Here is a 16,571-nt window from a genome sequence, read left to right as displayed (position 1 = left end):
GCATATAATTAGCGTAATGCCAGGTTATGCTCTTCTATGATTTTTCTTAAATTGGACAATCCGTAACGCATACGACCAAGCGCTGTGTTGATACCCACATTGGTAAGGTTGGCTATTTCTTTAAAGCTCAGGTCTGCATATACCCTCAGCAGGATTACATCTCTCTGCTCTTCGGGAAGGCGATCCAGCAGGTGTTGCACCTGGTTAGACATCTGGTTGTATTCCATGCGGGATTCGGCATTGTTATAATCCACACTCAGGTATTCAAACCATTCGAAATTGTCTTTGGATACAACCTTAGACGCTGATTTGTTTTTACGGAAGTAGTCGATACAGAGGTTATTCGCAATACGTACCGCCCATGGCAGGAATTTACCCTGGTCAGCATAACGGCCGGCCAGAATCGTATTTACGATTTTAATAAACGTTTCCTGAAATAAATCTTCAGCTACATGCCTGTCCTTAACTTTAAGTACAATTGTAGTGTAAATATTTTTCTTGTAGCGGCTAATTAATTCGGCGATAGCAGGTTCGGATTGGGTATCCTGAAATGCCTGTATCAGCTCCTGATCTGAGAAGACTTTAAATTGTTTAGTCATAATTCTACACTTTTGACATAAGCGTTACCGCCTGCCTGATTTCATGATGATAATTAAAATGTAGAAGTATGCTCTATAGACAATTCGTTTGTTGTTAGAGCAAATATATGGTATTTTTCCAAATCAGTTAAAAAAAATTAATAATTATGGTAAATTTTTTCAAACTGGCATGTTAATTATAGTCATGCCTATGTAAATAATGATGCTTATTACGTTTATAAAGGCAATTTATAACACCTTCAATATTATCATTATTATATTGCAGCGATTTGATTATTTTTGTACTTTAAACCAGACTATTGACAAACGATATGGATACAACTATGGTACAGGCACCGGTTACTTTTACAGTCGGTGCTATGAAGGAGTTGAAAAGACTGATGAATGCACCTGATTTTGATGCTACGCACTATCTGCGTGTGGGTGTAAAAGGTGGAGGCTGCTCTGGTCTGAGTTATGTGCTGGGCTTTGATAAAGTTGAAGCAGATGATGACCTGTTCGAAGTAGAAGGAATACGCGCGGTGATGAAAAAAGCACATGGTTTATACCTGGCCGGTATGGAGATCGATTTCTCTGAGGGCCTGAATGCGCGTGGTTTTGTATTTAACAACCCTAATGCGAGCAGCAGCTGTGGTTGCGGTACTTCATTTGCCGTATAACAATTTCATTAGACCTTTTTAGATACCGGGAATGCTCAATGAAAATTGAGCATTTTCTTTTATAGATACCTTAAGGCAAAATCGTTTACAATAACCTATTTTTGCATAACATTTTTTAATCGTAACATATGTCCGAATTATATATTTACAATTCATACACCAGGCAGAAAGAAAAATTTGAACCCATTACCCCGGGCCATGTAGGCCTGTATGTATGTGGTCCTACCGTTTCCGGTGAGTCACATCTGGGGCATGCCCGGCCGTATGTTACTTTTGATGTAGTAAACCGCTACCTGCAACATCTGGGATATAAAGTACGTTATGTACGTAATATCACTGATGCAGGCCACTTTGAAGAAGAAGGAAGAGAAGCAGAGGATAAAGTAGGTAAGAAAGCCTTGTTGGAGAAACTGGAGCCAATGGAACTGGTACATAAATACACCAGCTTGTTTCACTGGGCTATGAACCGTTTCAATTGCATTGAGCCATCAATCGAACCAACAGCTACAGGTCATATCATTGAGCAGATTTCAATGATCGAAGATATTATAGCCAAAGGCTACGCGTACGAAGTAAACGGATCGGTTTACTTTGATGTAAAGAAATATGCAGCTAGTCATGACTATGGAAAGCTGTCCGGGCGCGTACTGGACGATCTTTTAGAGACTACCCGCCAGCTGGATGGGCAGGATGAAAAAAGAGATAAAGCCGATTTCGCATTGTGGAAGAAAGCCGCGCCAGAACATATCATGCGCTGGAAAAGCCCTTGGGGCGTAGGTTTCCCCGGATGGCATATCGAGTGTTCCGCGATGAGTAGTAAGTACCTGGGCGAGCGTTTTGATATTCATGGCGGTGGTATGGATTTACAGTTTCCGCATCATGAAAGTGAAATCGCACAGTCTACAATTGCACATGGTTGCGCACCGGTAAACTACTGGATGCATAACAATATGATTACCATCAACGGCAAGAAGATGGGCAAGAGCTACAATAATGTGATCAAACTTACAGAACTGTTTAGTGGCGATCATCCTATACTGGAGCAGGCGTATCACCCGATGGTAATACGTTTCAATATTCTGCAATCGCATTACCGCAGCACACTGGACTTCTCTAATGAGAGTCTGCAGGCATCTGAAAAAGCACTGAAACGATTATGGGAAGCCTATGAAGCCTTAAAAGGATTAACTGCACCAACAGGACAGGAAGCAGGTGATGCAGCCCTGGATCAGAAGATACGTCAGGCTGTTGCAGAGTGTGCTGACTTTATGAATGATGATCTGAATACGGCAAAGGTTCTGGCCAATTTATTTGACCTGGCACCCGTGATCAATAGTATGAAAGGCGGCATCATTGGAACAGATGCGATCAGTGCAGAAACATTCAGTTTACTGAGCAATGCCTTCAAAGTATACCTGGAAGATATCATGGGATTACAGGCGCTGCAGCAGGCAAATGATGAGAAGCTGGAAGCGGTAATGGAGCTGGTTATTCAGATGCGTAAGGAAGCACGCAATCGTAAAGACTTTGAAGCTTCTGACAAGATCCGCAATATGCTGGCATCAGCAGGAATTATGCTGAAAGATGAAAAGGGTGGAGAAATGAGTTATACCATACAATAAGATCAAGTGAAGAATATTCCTAAATTATGGCGTTACGTACGTAACGATAAAGGCAAGCTGCTGGTGTATTTCATCTGCAGCTTGTTGTCTACTGTATTTGCCCTGTTTTCATTTACCATGATCGCACCGGTGTTGCAGACAATATTTACAGGAACGCAAACATTACCCAATACCAAGGGCAATATCGTTACCGTCATTACTCAGTTTTTTAATGAGGTAATTGCTACAGAAGGCAAGCTAACCGCGCTCACCTATTCTGTGTTGCTTGTGGTGATTGCAACAGTATTAAAAAATGCATTCCTTTACCTCTCTCTGCGCATATTAAATCCCCTAAAGAATAATGTGCTGCGCCGCCTGAGAGAAGACATGTTCAACAAATCCCTGTCATTACCCATAGGCTATTTCACAGAGGAGAAGAAAGGGGACCTGATCTCTAAAATGACGAATGATGTGGTAGAGGTAGAAGCCTCTATTATCGGGGTTATTGAAACTGTATTCCGCGAGCCGATCACAATCATAGCTGTTCTGACCTACATGTTTACCATGAGCGTCCCGCTTACCTTATTCATGTTTATTTTCCTGCCGGTAGCCGGATTGATTATCGGGAGAGTCGGTAAATCATTGAAACGTCCGTCCAATATGGCGCAGGAGCAATTGGGCGATATGCTGGGAACCATTGATGAAACCCTGGTAGGGATGCGTGTAGTAAAAGCCTTTAATGCAGAATCGCATCAACGCTCCCGTTTTACAAAACTGAATAATGATCTGTTTCGGATCAAGAACAAAATATCCATGCGCCGCGATGCCGGTTCTCCGATGTCCGAGACCCTGGGTATTATTGTAGTCTGCATTATACTTTGGTTTGGCGGTCGCCTGATCTTTAGTGGCAACAGTAGCCTTACCGGCCCTTTCTTTATTGTATATATAGGTTTGTTTTACCAGATCATTAATCCGCTGAAAAACCTGTCCGGTGTATTTTATAATATGCAGAAAGGAGCCGCAGCACTGGATCGGGTAGAATCATTCCTGTCTACAGAAAACAATATTACAGAACAAGCAGATCCTGTTCCGGTAAAGGGATTCAATCATGCGATAGAGTTTAAAAATGTAAATTTTTATTACGGAGACAAGGCTATTCTTAAAGATATCAACCTGACGATCGAAAAAGGGAAAACCGTAGCACTCGTTGGTGCTTCGGGAGCGGGAAAATCTACACTGGTAGATCTTATACCGCGATTTCATGATGTGACTTCCGGTAGCATTACTGTGGACGGGACTGATGTCAGGGCCTGCCGTATTTTCGACCTCAGAAAACAAATCGGTGTAGTTTCTCAGGAGCCGATCCTGTTTAATGATACAATCTATAATAATATTACATTAGGTACCGGTGGTGCCAAGGAAGAAAGTATTATTCATGCGGCAACGATAGCCAATGCACATAAGTTTATCAGCCAGAAAGAAGGCGGATATGCTTCAGGAGTAGGAGAGCGCGGTTCTCGCCTCAGCGGGGGAGAGCGTCAGCGGATTACCATTGCCCGGGCAATATTAAAAAACCCTCCTATTCTTATTCTCGATGAGGCCACATCGGCCCTGGATACAGAATCTGAGAAAGTTGTACAGGAAGCGATCAATGAGCTTATGAAGAATCGTACCAGCATTGTTATTGCGCACAGGTTATCTACAATATATAATGCCGATGAGATCATTGTGATGGATAAAGGATCGATTGTAGAGCGGGGTAATCACCACGAATTAATGGACCGTAAGGGTACATATTATAAATTAGTTTCCATGCAACAGTTCAAATAGCCTTCGGGCTATTTTTTTTGCGCTTGCTTTTCTTTTACAGGTAATTAAGGTTAACATATGGTAAAATATGTGTATTTATATATATGTTAAGTGTTTTTTCATTACTATTTAATAATCAATTAGTAAAGTAACTAATGTAATTTTTTTGTAATTTTTTTGCTATTGTGTTAAATTTTATTTAAGTTTGGTTTAGACAATAAAAGAAATATTTATGAAAAAATTACTACTACCCATCGCGTTGGTAGCGGCCACTAGTGTAGCTGCTTTCGCACAAAGCCGCGTCGTTAAAGGGCGTGTTCTGGACGAAACGGGAGAAGCAGTGCTCGGAGCCAGTGTGGTTATCAAAGGCACGCAATCCGGTACCGTTACAGATGATAACGGGAACTTCACTATTAGCGTTCCGGAAGGGAGCAACACCCTCATTATCTCTTCTTTAGGCCTGGGGACCCAGGAGGTCGCAGCCGGAGACGGAAGTAAATCTGTTACAGTTTCATTCCAGAATTCAAAAAGTACAGAGCTTACTGGTGTCGTAGTAACGGCCCTTGGTATTAAAAGAAGCGAAAAATCTTTAGGGTACTCAACCCAGCAAGTAAGCAAAGAGCAGTTAGAGAATGCAAGAGCAAATAATGTTGTGGATGCGCTTGCCGGTAAGGTTGCTGGTGTTCGTGTAAATGGTCAGTCTGGTGGTGTTGGCGGATCTTCTAAAATCATTATCAGGGGAGCCTCCTCTTTATCTGGTAGTAGTCAGCCACTCTTCGTAATTGACGGAGTTCCCATTAGCAATGCTGCACAAGGCGGTAGCGGCGGTGGCGCCGGAGTTGGAGTAGATTATGGAAATAGAGCAGGAGATATTAATCCTGATGATATTGAAACAATGTCCGTATTAAAAGGACCTGCAGCAACAGCCCAATACGGCTCTTTAGCTAAAGATGGTGCAATCATCATTACTACAAAGAGAGGGTCAAAAAATGCAGCATTGTCGGTAAGTGTAAATTCATCTTATAGGGTGGAGAAAATACTGATCAAACCTGAATTGCAATCGGAGTATGCTCAAGGAAACTATGGAGTCTACAATTTGAGATTTGCAAATGGTTGGGGCCCGAAAATCTCAGATATGGCGAATACGCCGGTGACGGATTATTTGGGTAGGACAGTGACATTACAGGCACATCCTGATAATATTGATAACTTCTTCCAGACTGGAAGTACAGCGATTAATGACATAGCTGTTTCTGGAGGAAATGATAAAAGTGATTATAGAATTGGTTTTGGGGCTTTAAATAGTAAAGGCATTGTATTGAATCAAGAATTGAACCGGTATAATTTGAGTGCAAATGTTGGGCATAAGTTTACTGATAAGTTTTCTTCCCGCTTCACTTTAACTTATACTAATTCGAATTCTAACGGTCGTCCGGCACAAAGTTCTAATAATCCCAATGTTTTATCATCATCTATATACGCTATTCCTGTAACCGTAGATGTAAATGATCTGAAGGCGAATTACCAGACAGAAGCCGGAGTGCAGAATAACCTTACAACTGATAAAACAGGAAATAATCCATTCTGGATTTTAAATAAAAACCTTAACGGAAATAAAGTGAACCGCTTCATGGGTAGTGCTAATTTGGAGTATAAAGCGACAGATTGGTTAACCATAAGTAATACATTTGGTTTCGATGCATTTAACGACAGCCGTTTGGGCTATGTAAGAGCAGGTACTGCTGGAGATATGAAAGGAAGCTATCTGACTGCCGATATCTTTAATAAGCGTTTTAATAATGACTTTATTGTTACAGCCCAAAAACAGATAAACAAAGACTGGAATTTAAGGGGAATGGTCGGTACGAACTTGCTAGATCGAAGAATTGATCAAAGTACTGTTGCTGGTTCTAACTTCCTTCTGGACGTGAAAGATGGAGTGTTCAGGCCCGGAAATGTGGAAACAGTTATTGCTGACAGAGATTATGCCGGCTCTCGCTTGATTGGGTTATACGGGGAGCTGAGTGCTTCTTATAAGGATTATTTATACTTGTCTGTTACAGGTAGAAATGACTGGTCTTCAGCCTTAGTATATACCGGGAACTACTCATACTTCTATCCTTCTGTTTCTGGATCTTTTGTATTCAGTGAGCTAATGAATTCCAATAAAGTATTGTCCTTTGGTAAATTAAGAGCAAGCTGGGCGAAAGTAGGTTCGGATACTGATCCATATACTACCTTATTGACATATAGTCCATTGACTTCGTTCTTTACACAATTCTCTTTACCTGGTAATTTCCCATTCTTAGGACGAGGTGCTTTTGCTGCTCCTCTTGTTTTGCCTAACGAGACTTTAAAGCCTCAAATAGCTACTTCCTATGAGATTGGTACTGATTTGAGATTCTTTGGTAATGTAATAGGTTTAGATGTGACATATTACAATACTATAACCAGAAATCAGATTATGCGTATTACAGTTCCTGCATCAACTGGATACTTTAATAAGCAAATTAATGCCGGTTCAATTACAAATAAAGGGCTGGAAGCAATGTTAAGAGTAAGTCCATTCAGCAATAGTAAAAGTGCTTTCCAATGGGATTTCATGGCCAATTTCTCGCATAACAAACAAGTTGTTAATGAGTTGGATGGTTATTTGCAAGAGTATGCAGTGCAATCAGGCTGGAGTGGTTTACAGGTGAAAGCACCGGTTGGTGGAAGTTTCGCTATATATGGATCCAAATGGAAACGTTCTCCTGAGGGCGAAATTGTAATCAATAAAACCACTGGGCTGAGAGAGGTTGTACAAAATCAGTTTATTGGTAAGGTCAATCCTGATTTTATGCTGGGTATCAGCAATAAATTTTCCTTTAAGGGAGTGTCTTTAGGTTTTTTAGTTGATATCAGACAAGGAGGAGTATTCTACTCTGGAACAGTAGCAGCTTTAAGATCTTCAGGTATGGCCGCAGAAACAGTTGCAAATAGAGATGCTACTTTTGTAGACAAAGGAGTGAATGATAACGGTGACGGTACCTACTCTCCAAATGCTACACCAGTACAAAGTATGCAGGATTTCTGGAACACTTATTCTTCTACTTCTAATACAGAAGGTAATGTATTTGATGCATCTTTTGTAAAATTAAGAGAAGTTACTCTTTCATATGCCTTCCCTGAAAAAATCAGACCATTTAAGAAAGCCGTAAAAGGTCTTGAAATTGGGTTTGAAGGAAGAAATTTATGGTTGATTAAATCTTATGTACCGCATGTAGACCCAGAGATGAGTTATTTTGGAGCAGGAAGTGCAGGAGATGGAGTGGAGTTTAACAGCTTCCCTGCTACAGCGACCTATGGTATTAATTTAAAAGTAAAATTCTAAACTTATGAAGAAGATAATAATATTAGCATTAGGAGCAATCTCATTAGGTTCTTGTAAGAAGTCATTTGAAAAAATGAATATAAATCCTAATGAGTCGCCCGCAGCAACACCTGAGTTGTTGTTTAGCGGAGCTGCCGTTAACTTGTCGAATACAAGAGTAGGAGGTGATTTATATGTGTCAATAGCCTTGGCAGCACAAACAGTAGCCTCCGGAGGAAACGCCGGTTGGGGAGCTGGAGATGTATATGATATAAGTCCGTATTCTACTGGCAATATCTGGAGAACAAATTACGTGAATAGCGCTGCCAATCTAAAGCAAGCAATTGACTTTGCACAGCAGTCTACTCCGGTAAGATATGGAGCGATGGGACAATGTCAGGTTCTTTTGGCAGAGACCATGTACGAAACTACAATGATGTATGGTGATGTTCCATATTCCGAAGCTTGGAATAAAGAAATCTCATACCCACATTTTGATGGACAGGAAGCTGTATTAAATAGCTTACTTGCATTATTAGATGAAGCTATTGTAAATCTGAAAAACGAAAATGCAGGGCAAACCACAATTGTATATGAAGATTACTTTTATGCTGGTAATTCAACTAAGTGGCTTACTCTCGCAAATTCATTAAAGTTTAGAATTTTGATGACAATGGTAGATAAAGATCCATCTAAAGCAACTGCATTAGCTGATTTGATGACTAATGATGAAATGATGAAATCTGCCGCTGATAACTTCACCTTTAAGTTTGGTACCAGTACAGGTAACCGCAATCTTAAATTTGAGATACTTAATCAATATGCCGGTGGGTCAAATGCATTCTTTTTTGCTAATAAAACGGTGTTAGATCCAATGTTGGCACAGAATGATCCGCGTATCCCTCATTATTTCACTAAAGGAGCTACAGCGACAGATTTTGTTGGTGTAGGAACAGAGTTGCCAGGAGATTTCGATGCAAACGCAACAATTAGTATGGAATTATATGCTGCAGATGCCCCAGAATATTTAATGACCTATCAGGAATTATTATTCATGCAGGCAGAAGCCGCAGCACGTAATCTTATTCCGGGAGGCTTAGCTACTGCAGAAGCCAAATACCAGGAGGCATTAAAAGAAGCATGTTTGCTGTACGGTGTATCTTCTGTAGATGCTGGTACTTTTGCTGGTTCAAAAACCCTATCGGCTTCCACTGCTGTTAAGGAAATTCACTTACAACAATGGATTGATCTTATGGACCGTCCTTTGGAGGCATTCAATACATGGAGAAGATCTGGTACCAAAGGGAATGAAGTACCTTCACTTACTGTGCCACCTGGTGCACCAGCAGGAAATCTTATTTATAGGTTATTATGGCCTACAGACAATGAAATTTTGCCAAATATAAATGCCCCAAAAGGGGTATTCCATTACTATGATCAATTATGGTTTGACCTATAAACAACAATTTTTATGAAAAAAATACATAACATCGCATTGCTTGGTTTGGGGTCATTGCTATTGGTTGCATCATGTAAGAAGTATGATGGCGACAGCTATGATTTTTCAAATACAGCGAAAAAGTATATTAAGCTTCAGGCAGGACAGAATATTGAAATTAATAGCGCGACTATTGATACTACTGTAATTGTAGGAACTGATACAACTGAATGCTATTATTATATCCCAACTCCTGCTGTTTTAAAGGTTGAAACAAGAGAGGGCATGCCGAATGCAGTTAACTATGTTGTAGAGTATAAAACAGACAACAAAACGGCAGATTTAAATGGGGTCTTAAATGCATTTACTACTTTAAGTAATTTGACAGTTTCAACTGATGATTCTGAGTTCGGTTCAGAAGAGACAATTGAGGGCACACTGAAGTTAAAGAGTGCAACGGGTATGGACTTAAGATTAGGGTATCCATTGGAAGGTAGTGGAGTGACAGTAAGCTTTACAGCAAATAAGCCATATGTGCTTCATGAATATTAGAATTTAGTTTGCGAATAAAACATAAAGGCTGCCATTTGGCAGCCTTTATGTTTTATTCGATTTATTATTCACCTTACATATCTCTTACAGGATTCACCACAATTCTTTCCACACAAGCTTTCGGACTTAATTGAGTGCATTGCCAGGTCAGGGCAGCAATATCTTCAGCATCCATAAGTTTGTCTTCATCCACACCACTGCCATCCCAGCTGGGACTTAAGGTTGGCCCTGGACAAATGGCTGTAACGCCAATACCATAAGGTTTACAGGCTTCACGCAGATTGTCGGAAAGACCGAGCATCGCGTACTTGCTAATACTGTAACTGGAGCCTCCGGCATAGGAATGAAGTCCGGCGACAGAACAGATATTGATGATATGACCTGCACCTTTCACCTTCATTGAAGGGACAACAGCTCTGCTCAGGTGGTAGGCACTCATTACATTTACCTCCATCATATATGACAGTTGCTCTTCTTGTTCATCAATCACCGTTCCCGGAAGAAAAATGCCGGCATTATTGACCAGGACATCTACATGCATCAATTCCTGCAACATAAAAGCAGCAAAAGATTTGACCTCTTCCTGGCGGGAGAAATCAGCCGCATAAATAACAATACGCCGTTCAGGGTATCGCTCATGCCAGCTAGATTGTAATGCGGTTAGTGCTTGCTGGTTACGGGCACAAATGCCGATATCGTAACCCTCTGCTAAAAATTTCTGTGCAATTGCTTTACCAATGCCTTGTGTAGCACCGGTAATCACTGCCGTTTTATGATTCATAATATCAGGAAGCAATAAGATAATGTAAGGACGTGTCTTTGTTTAATCGGGCCTTTACGAACGGACATAAAGGACGTATTTTCAATTCTTTTTCCTTGACGAAATCAATCAAAGCATGGAACAGCATAGCGCCTAAGCCCTTGCCCTCGTATGCGGGATTAACCTCTGTATGTAAGGCTGTCAATACCTCACTTGTGGTAATTTCATATTCCAGTACTCCTGCTACCGCCTCCCCGTCAAATACTTTAAAAGCACCCTTATCATTTCTCTGGATGTGTTTTACTTCCATAAATTTCAGTCTTTGTTTTATCGGTGAATGTTTCATCAGCTATAATCCTGTAATCATTGCCAGGCTGCAATACTACAAGACATGTGATGGTTTTTGTTATCTATAGCAAGATAAGAAAAATAAAGTAAAAACAGGTGGCTCATTCAAATGTGATATCATAAAATAAGCCGACCTCAGGGCCGGCTTATTTTATGATTTTACCTTAGTGGCAACCCGTTTCAGATCTTTCATTTTGAAGTTGTAGGAGACCGGAACATAAAAATTCATGATCATCTCTCCCGTCTTGCTGTTGAAAATACCCACGTACTTATCGGTACTGCTTTTGATGTAAGACAGATACCAGATTCCCTCCGGATGCTGTGCAGCAAGCTTACTAAGCTCTGCACTGCTTACATACTTTGCCGGGAAGGGATAAGCCGATTTCAGGTCGTCCGTATCTTCTTCTGTATCCTTTTCATCCATAGTGAACATATTGAATTTTGTATTCACATAGTCCGGAATGTATAACGTTTCTGTTTGTAATTTCTTTAATTCATTTTTATCGATATGCTCTTCGAATGCAGAACGTAATGTCTCCTGTTGCAGGCCATCGTTGATTACTTTCAGGTAGCCGCTGATCATTAACGGATTCCAGTTTTGCATCTCGGCCTCGTTGTACAGATAAGGCGTAATCTTTTGTCCGAAAGTCTTGTTGCTTGTGGCAAAGCGCATTGTTTGTCGGTACGATTCACTATCCAGGTGCAGCATAAACTTTCCAAACAATTGCTGTTCCAGATTGCCCTTTTTATTGGCCTCCAGCATATAAAGATCGTAGGACAGGTGAGTATGATAAGTAGTTGTACTCTGGCCTCTGCGTATAGTTACAAAACCACCGAAAAAGAAGAAACTTGATTTTCGTTTATCCAGGCTGCGCATTTCATCCTGCCTGATAATTTTGAAAGGTGTAACCGTCCATACCTTGGCAATCGCTTCCTGGAAAGCATCCAGTTGCTGATAATCCCGTTCCTGTAAAATGAAATAAGTAGTGCTCTGCTTGAATTTCGCCATCTCCTCCTTGCTGATCTTTCCTGGCCCGGCACTGGACATACTGCTCCCGATCTGGATCTGGGCATTGGCCGGAGTATATATAGAACCCAGTACACAAGTAGCTAAGGCCACCGCAATCATTTTTATATTATTCATTGTGATCTGAAATTTGAGGTTCAAAGATTCAATATCTTTCCTGTAATTCCAACAGGTATTTAAGAAATTGTATACATGAAAAATCCTGCAAGCACGCTTGCAGGATTTGAATATATTGTTGAAGCTATTAATAGGCTCTTGCAAATAAGACTCTTTGTGTACTTGGTTTACCCGTAAGAATACATTTACCTTCTTCCTGCGGATTGTCCAGTGGAATACAACGGATAGTCGCTTTGGACAGTTCTTTGATCTGTTCTTCAGTCTCCGGTGTACCGTCCCAGTGTGCTGAAATAAATCCGGATTGGTTATCCAGCGTACTCAGGAACTCTTCCCAGGTATCTACTCTGCGGATATTGCTGTCACGGAAGTTCTGCGCACGGAGGAACATGTTCTGTTGAATATCTTCCAGTAATGTTTCCAGCTTATCTGCCAGGCCGTCAAGGTTGTAATTTTCTTTTGTTCGCTCATCACGTCGGGCTACCTCAACGATATTGTTTTCCAGGTCACGGGCACCCATAGTGATGCGTACCGGAACACCTTTCTTCTCATACTCCGCAAATTTCCATCCTGGTCTTGTCTGATCGTTATCATCATACTTCACACGGATGCCTTTCGCTTTCAGTTGTTTCATCAGCTCATCCACTTTTTCATCGATCATTGCCTTCTGATCATCACCTTTATAAATCGGTACGATGACTACTTGTAGCGGTGCAATACGCGGAGGCAGGATCAGTCCTTCATCATCACTATGCGCCATAACCAGTGCTCCGATCAGTCGGGTAGAAACGCCCCAGCTGGTTGCCCATACATAATCCAGATTGTTGCTCTTATCACTGAATTTTACATCAAAGGCTTTAGCAAAGTTCTGTCCCAGAAAGTGAGATGTACCAGCCTGTAATGCCTTGCCATCCTGCATCATTGCCTCAATACAGTAAGTGTCTTCTGCACCGGCAAAGCGTTCGTTGGCCGATTTTACACCCTTGATTACCGGTAATGCCATGTAATGCTCAACGAATTCAGCATAAACATTCAGCATTTTCACTGTTTCTTCCAGTGCCTCTTCTTTGGTGGCATGGGCAGTGTGCCCTTCCTGCCATAAGAATTCTGCAGTACGGAGGAACAGGCGTGTGCGCATTTCCCAGCGTACAACATTTGCCCATTGGTTGATCAGGATAGGCAGATCACGGTAAGATTGAATCCAGTTTTTATAAGTATTCCAGATGATCGCTTCAGAAGTCGGTCTTACAACCAGTTCTTCTTCCAGTTTTGCTTCCGGGTCTACAATCAGTTTACCTTTATTATCGGGGTCGGTTTTTAAACGGTAGTGGGTTACCACGGCACATTCCTTTGCAAAGCCTTCAGCATTTTTCTCTTCTGCTTCGAAAAGGCTTTTCGGGACGAACAATGGGAAGTATGCATTCACATGGCCGGTTTCCTTGAACCTTTTGTCCAGTACATCTCTCATGTTTTCCCAGAGGGCAAAGCCGTAAGGTTTGATGACCATACAGCCTCTGACAGCAGAATAATCGGCTAATTCTCCTTTAATGATAAGATCATTATACCACTTCGAATAATCTTCTGCCCGCGCCGTAATTTCTTTACTCATTGTTTTAAACCTTTTAAATTAGTTAAAGTCTATATAATATATAAAAATAATTAGCGCAAATGTAGTATTTTTGAATGGCATCTAACTAGGTAAGTTGGATATTTTTGAAGAGGCTTTTGCGCGCTTCACCAATAAATTTTTTATAGCCATGAAAAAGTTTTTAATAACCGGATTAGCAATCATGTTGAGCAGTGGAGCACTGATGGCTCAATATGATGATGACGCGTATGCACCATCAAGCAATCGTCCTGCTACCCAGGAGGAGTCATATAACGACGGCAACGGCAGTCGTGAACGTTACAGCGAATATGATGAGAACGACGGGTACATCGATTATGATGATGATTCGTACACTACACGCTTCCGTCGTTTCAATAGCATGTATATGGGCTACAATTACTGGAGCCCTATGTATAGTCCTTACTGGGCAAACCCGTATTACTCAGATCCATTCTGGTATCGTCCGGGATTCTCTTTTAGCTGGGGTCTGGGCTATAACCCGTATTGGGGTTCCGGCTGGGGCTTGAACAGTTACTGGGGTTATGGCGGAGGCTATGGCTGGGGTTACCCGTATTGGGGTAGTGTCTATGGTGCCGGATGGGGTTATCCTTATTACGGTGGTGGCTGGAATAACGGTTGGAACGGAGATGGCGGACGCTATGGTCGCAGTGTCAACACTGGTACCAGAACCGGTTTCGGATCTGCACGCAGCTCAAGCTTCGGCGTACGCCCAGCACCTGGTGCAGGCAATCCAAATCCGGGAAATAGCGGTGGATATGTAAGAAGAGGTGCTCCGGGAACAGGCAATGTTGGTAATAATAACGGAAATCCGGGACGGGTTAATCCATCAAATAATAGCGGATACATGAGAAATCCGGGTACTAATGGTGGGGTACAACGTATGCGTGACAATAACGCTCCGGCTCCACGATATAACAGAGGTAATGATGTGAACCCTCCGCAACAATATGACAGAGGCAATAGCAGACCAGAACCTTCACGCAATTATACACCTGCACCTAGCCGTAGTTTTGATAACGGTGGTGGTGGTTCCCGCGGTGGCGGTGGCTTCAACAGCGGCGGCGGTAGTCGCGGCGGTGGAGGCGGTGGTTACAGACGCTAATTCACTAATATATTTGACTCACCTCGTGAATCGATTATAATAATTATAGAGGGCCGGTCCGCAATGAGGACCGGCCCTCTATAATATATAGGAAAAATGAGCAGAATGACTAAAAATTCAGCATGTTTCTGTAAATTCGCGTATCTTTTTAAACACATAAATCAATTTCAATTATGGCAGAGAAAATTTCAATGGGTTCCAATGGGAAACTACAGGTACCGGACAATCCAATTATTCCTTTTATTGAAGGAGACGGCATCGGGCCGGAAATTTGGAGCGTAGCGCAGAAGGTATTTGATGCTGCAGTTGAGAAAGCTTATGATGGAAAGAGAAAGATCGAGTGGAAAGAAATGCTGGCCGGAGAAAAAGCGTTTAACCAGACAGGTAACTGGCTGCCGGAAGAAACGTTAGAAACCGCTAAAGAATATATCGTATCTATTAAAGGCCCTCTGACTACACCAATTGGTGGCGGTATCCGCTCTCTGAATGTTGCTATGCGTCAGACATTAGATTTATATGTTTGTCTGCGCCCGGTGCAATGGTTCAAAGGCGTACCTTCTCCTGTAGTGCATCCTGAGCATGTAGATATGACTATCTTCCGTGAAAACACAGAGGATATCTACGCTGGTATCGAATGGAAAGCGGGTACTCCTGAAGCTGCAAAATTTGAGAAATTCCTGCTGGAAGAAATGGGTGTAAACAAGGTTCGCTTCCCGGGTTCTTCTTCTTACGGTGTTAAACCGGTTTCTGAAGACGGAACAAAACGCCTGGTACGTGCTGCAATTGATTATGCACTGGAACATAACCTGCCATCTGTAACACTGGTACATAAAGGTAATATCATGAAATTCACTGAAGGTGGATTCAAAACCTGGGGTTACGAAGTTGCCCGTCAGGAGTACGGTGACAGAACCTTTACCTGGGATGAGTGGGATCAACTGAAGAAAGATCAGGGTGAAGAAGCTGCCAATGAAATCCAGCGTAAAGCACTGGCTGAAGGTAAACTGCTGGTAAAAGATGTAATCGCAGATAACTTCCTGCAACAAATCCTGCTGGCTCCGCGTGACTACTCTGTAGTAGCTACACTGAACCTGAACGGTGACTATATCTCTGATGCCCTGGCTGCTGCTGTAGGTGGTATCGGTATCGCTCCTGGTGCGAATATTAACTACAAAACCGGTTATGCCGTGTTTGAAGCAACACATGGCACAGCGCCTAAATTTGCAGGTACCAACTCTATGAACCCATCTTCTGTAATCCTGAGTGGTTGCATGATGCTGGAATATATGGGCTGGAAAGAAGCTGCAGATATGATCACTTCTGCACTGCAGGCGACGATTATGCGCAAGCAGGTTACTATTGACTTCTACAACCTGATGACTGGTGCTACATTACTGAAAACAGATGAGTTTGGTAATGAGATCATCAATAATATGGGTGTTGTAACCGGAGATGGTCAACTGAAAAAATCAAGCAGCCTTTAAGCTGATATAATATCTTTAAATAAAGTAAAAGCGCGTCATAAAATATGACGCGCTTTTACTTTATAGGATTCTCCGTATATGCAGAAAATACAAAGC

Annotated in this window: 13 protein-coding genes; 8 read left to right on the top strand and 5 right to left on the bottom strand. The window is 41.8% G+C overall.

Features of this window, described 5'->3' with window-relative positions; all coding sequences use genetic code 11:
* Positions 1–8: 8 nt before the first annotated feature.
* Positions 9–599, bottom strand: coding sequence for an RNA polymerase sigma factor (locus tag FTD44_RS04710; protein WP_222165372.1), 591 nt, complete (start codon positions 597–599; stop codon positions 9–11).
* A gap of 299 nt (positions 600–898) precedes the next feature.
* On the opposite strand from FTD44_RS04710, the gene FTD44_RS04705 reads away from it, so the two are divergent.
* The 6 genes from FTD44_RS04705 to FTD44_RS04680 all read left to right on the top strand — a co-directional run bounded on the left by FTD44_RS04705 (position 899) and on the right by FTD44_RS04680 (position 10,010).
* Entirely contained in the window at positions 899–1,258 is a 360-nt protein-coding gene (locus tag FTD44_RS04705) for a HesB/IscA family protein (RefSeq protein WP_246625329.1), read from the top strand.
* A gap of 128 nt (positions 1,259–1,386) precedes the next feature.
* Entirely contained in the window at positions 1,387–2,880 is a 1,494-nt protein-coding gene (gene cysS / locus FTD44_RS04700; protein WP_222165371.1) for a cysteine--tRNA ligase, read from the top strand.
* 6 nt (positions 2,881–2,886) lie between these two features.
* Positions 2,887–4,689 carry an ABC transporter ATP-binding protein gene (locus FTD44_RS04695; protein ID WP_129022141.1) on the top strand — a complete coding sequence of 601 codons (1,803 nt, stop codon included), beginning with the start codon at positions 2,887–2,889 and terminating at the stop codon, positions 4,687–4,689.
* Positions 4,690–4,900: 211 nt separating this feature from the next.
* Positions 4,901–8,041, top strand: a complete 3,141-nt coding sequence (locus FTD44_RS04690; protein WP_129022142.1) for a SusC/RagA family TonB-linked outer membrane protein — start codon at positions 4,901–4,903, stop codon at positions 8,039–8,041.
* A gap of 4 nt (positions 8,042–8,045) precedes the next feature.
* A complete protein-coding gene (locus tag FTD44_RS04685; protein WP_222165370.1) occupies positions 8,046–9,479 on the top strand; it encodes a SusD/RagB family nutrient-binding outer membrane lipoprotein in 1,434 nt (477 codons plus the stop codon).
* Between the two features lie 12 nt (positions 9,480–9,491).
* Positions 9,492–10,010 carry a hypothetical protein gene (locus FTD44_RS04680; protein WP_129022144.1) on the top strand — a complete coding sequence of 173 codons (519 nt, stop codon included), beginning with the start codon at positions 9,492–9,494 and terminating at the stop codon, positions 10,008–10,010.
* Between the two features lie 73 nt (positions 10,011–10,083).
* Here the strand turns inward: FTD44_RS04680 and FTD44_RS04675 are convergent, their stop codons facing one another.
* The 4 genes from FTD44_RS04675 to proS form a co-directional block, all read right to left on the bottom strand.
* Complete coding sequence (locus tag FTD44_RS04675) at positions 10,084–10,791, bottom strand: SDR family oxidoreductase (RefSeq protein ID WP_222165369.1); 708 nt, start codon at positions 10,789–10,791, stop codon at positions 10,084–10,086.
* Between the two features lie 4 nt (positions 10,792–10,795).
* On the bottom strand, positions 10,796–11,080 hold the full coding sequence (locus tag FTD44_RS04670) for a GNAT family N-acetyltransferase (protein WP_222165368.1): 285 nt from the start codon (positions 11,078–11,080) through the stop codon (positions 10,796–10,798).
* A 189-nt stretch (positions 11,081–11,269) separates the two neighbouring features.
* Entirely contained in the window at positions 11,270–12,262 is a 993-nt protein-coding gene (locus FTD44_RS04665) for a hypothetical protein (RefSeq protein ID WP_222165367.1), read from the bottom strand.
* A 127-nt stretch (positions 12,263–12,389) separates the two neighbouring features.
* Positions 12,390–13,868 carry a proline--tRNA ligase gene (gene proS / locus FTD44_RS04660; RefSeq protein WP_222165366.1) on the bottom strand — a complete coding sequence of 493 codons (1,479 nt, stop codon included), beginning with the start codon at positions 13,866–13,868 and terminating at the stop codon, positions 12,390–12,392.
* Positions 13,869–14,016: 148 nt separating this feature from the next.
* Between proS and FTD44_RS04655 the strand changes: the two genes are divergently transcribed.
* The gene (locus FTD44_RS04655) at positions 14,017–14,991 is read left to right on the top strand and encodes a hypothetical protein (protein WP_222165365.1); all 975 of its coding nucleotides are present in this window, start codon (positions 14,017–14,019) and stop codon (positions 14,989–14,991) included.
* Positions 14,992–15,164: 173 nt separating this feature from the next.
* Entirely contained in the window at positions 15,165–16,475 is a 1,311-nt protein-coding gene (gene icd, locus FTD44_RS04650) for an NADP-dependent isocitrate dehydrogenase (protein WP_246625328.1), read from the top strand.
* The last annotated feature ends 96 nt before the right edge of the window (positions 16,476–16,571 follow it).

Origin of the sequence: Edaphocola aurantiacus (genome assembly GCF_019797745.1) — a bacterium.
GTDB lineage: Bacteria > Bacteroidota > Bacteroidia > Chitinophagales > Chitinophagaceae > Edaphocola > Edaphocola aurantiacus.
Note: the sequence above shows the minus strand (reverse complement) of the source record. Positions and strands in the feature narration are given on the sequence as shown.

Bases quoted from the DNA above. Each gene is read 5' to 3' on its own strand.
- FTD44_RS04665 (WP_222165367.1), bottom strand. From the start codon at position 12,262: ATGAATAATATAAAAATGATTGCGGTGGCCTTAGCTACTTGTGTACTG.
- FTD44_RS04710 (WP_222165372.1), bottom strand. From the start codon at position 599: ATGACTAAACAATTTAAAGTCTTCTCAGATCAGGAGCTGATACAGGCA.
- proS (WP_222165366.1), bottom strand. From the start codon at position 13,868: ATGAGTAAAGAAATTACGGCGCGGGCAGAAGATTATTCGAAGTGGTAT.
- FTD44_RS04655 (WP_222165365.1), top strand. From the start codon at position 14,017: ATGAAAAAGTTTTTAATAACCGGATTAGCAATCATGTTGAGCAGTGGA.
- FTD44_RS04680 (WP_129022144.1), top strand. From the start codon at position 9,492: ATGAAAAAAATACATAACATCGCATTGCTTGGTTTGGGGTCATTGCTA.
- cysS (WP_222165371.1), top strand. From the start codon at position 1,387: ATGTCCGAATTATATATTTACAATTCATACACCAGGCAGAAAGAAAAA.
- FTD44_RS04685 (WP_222165370.1), top strand. From the start codon at position 8,046: ATGAAGAAGATAATAATATTAGCATTAGGAGCAATCTCATTAGGTTCT.
- FTD44_RS04690 (WP_129022142.1), top strand. From the start codon at position 4,901: ATGAAAAAATTACTACTACCCATCGCGTTGGTAGCGGCCACTAGTGTA.
- FTD44_RS04675 (WP_222165369.1), bottom strand. From the start codon at position 10,791: ATGAATCATAAAACGGCAGTGATTACCGGTGCTACACAAGGCATTGGT.
- FTD44_RS04670 (WP_222165368.1), bottom strand. From the start codon at position 11,080: ATGGAAGTAAAACACATCCAGAGAAATGATAAGGGTGCTTTTAAAGTA.
- icd (WP_246625328.1), top strand. From the start codon at position 15,165: ATGGCAGAGAAAATTTCAATGGGTTCCAATGGGAAACTACAGGTACCG.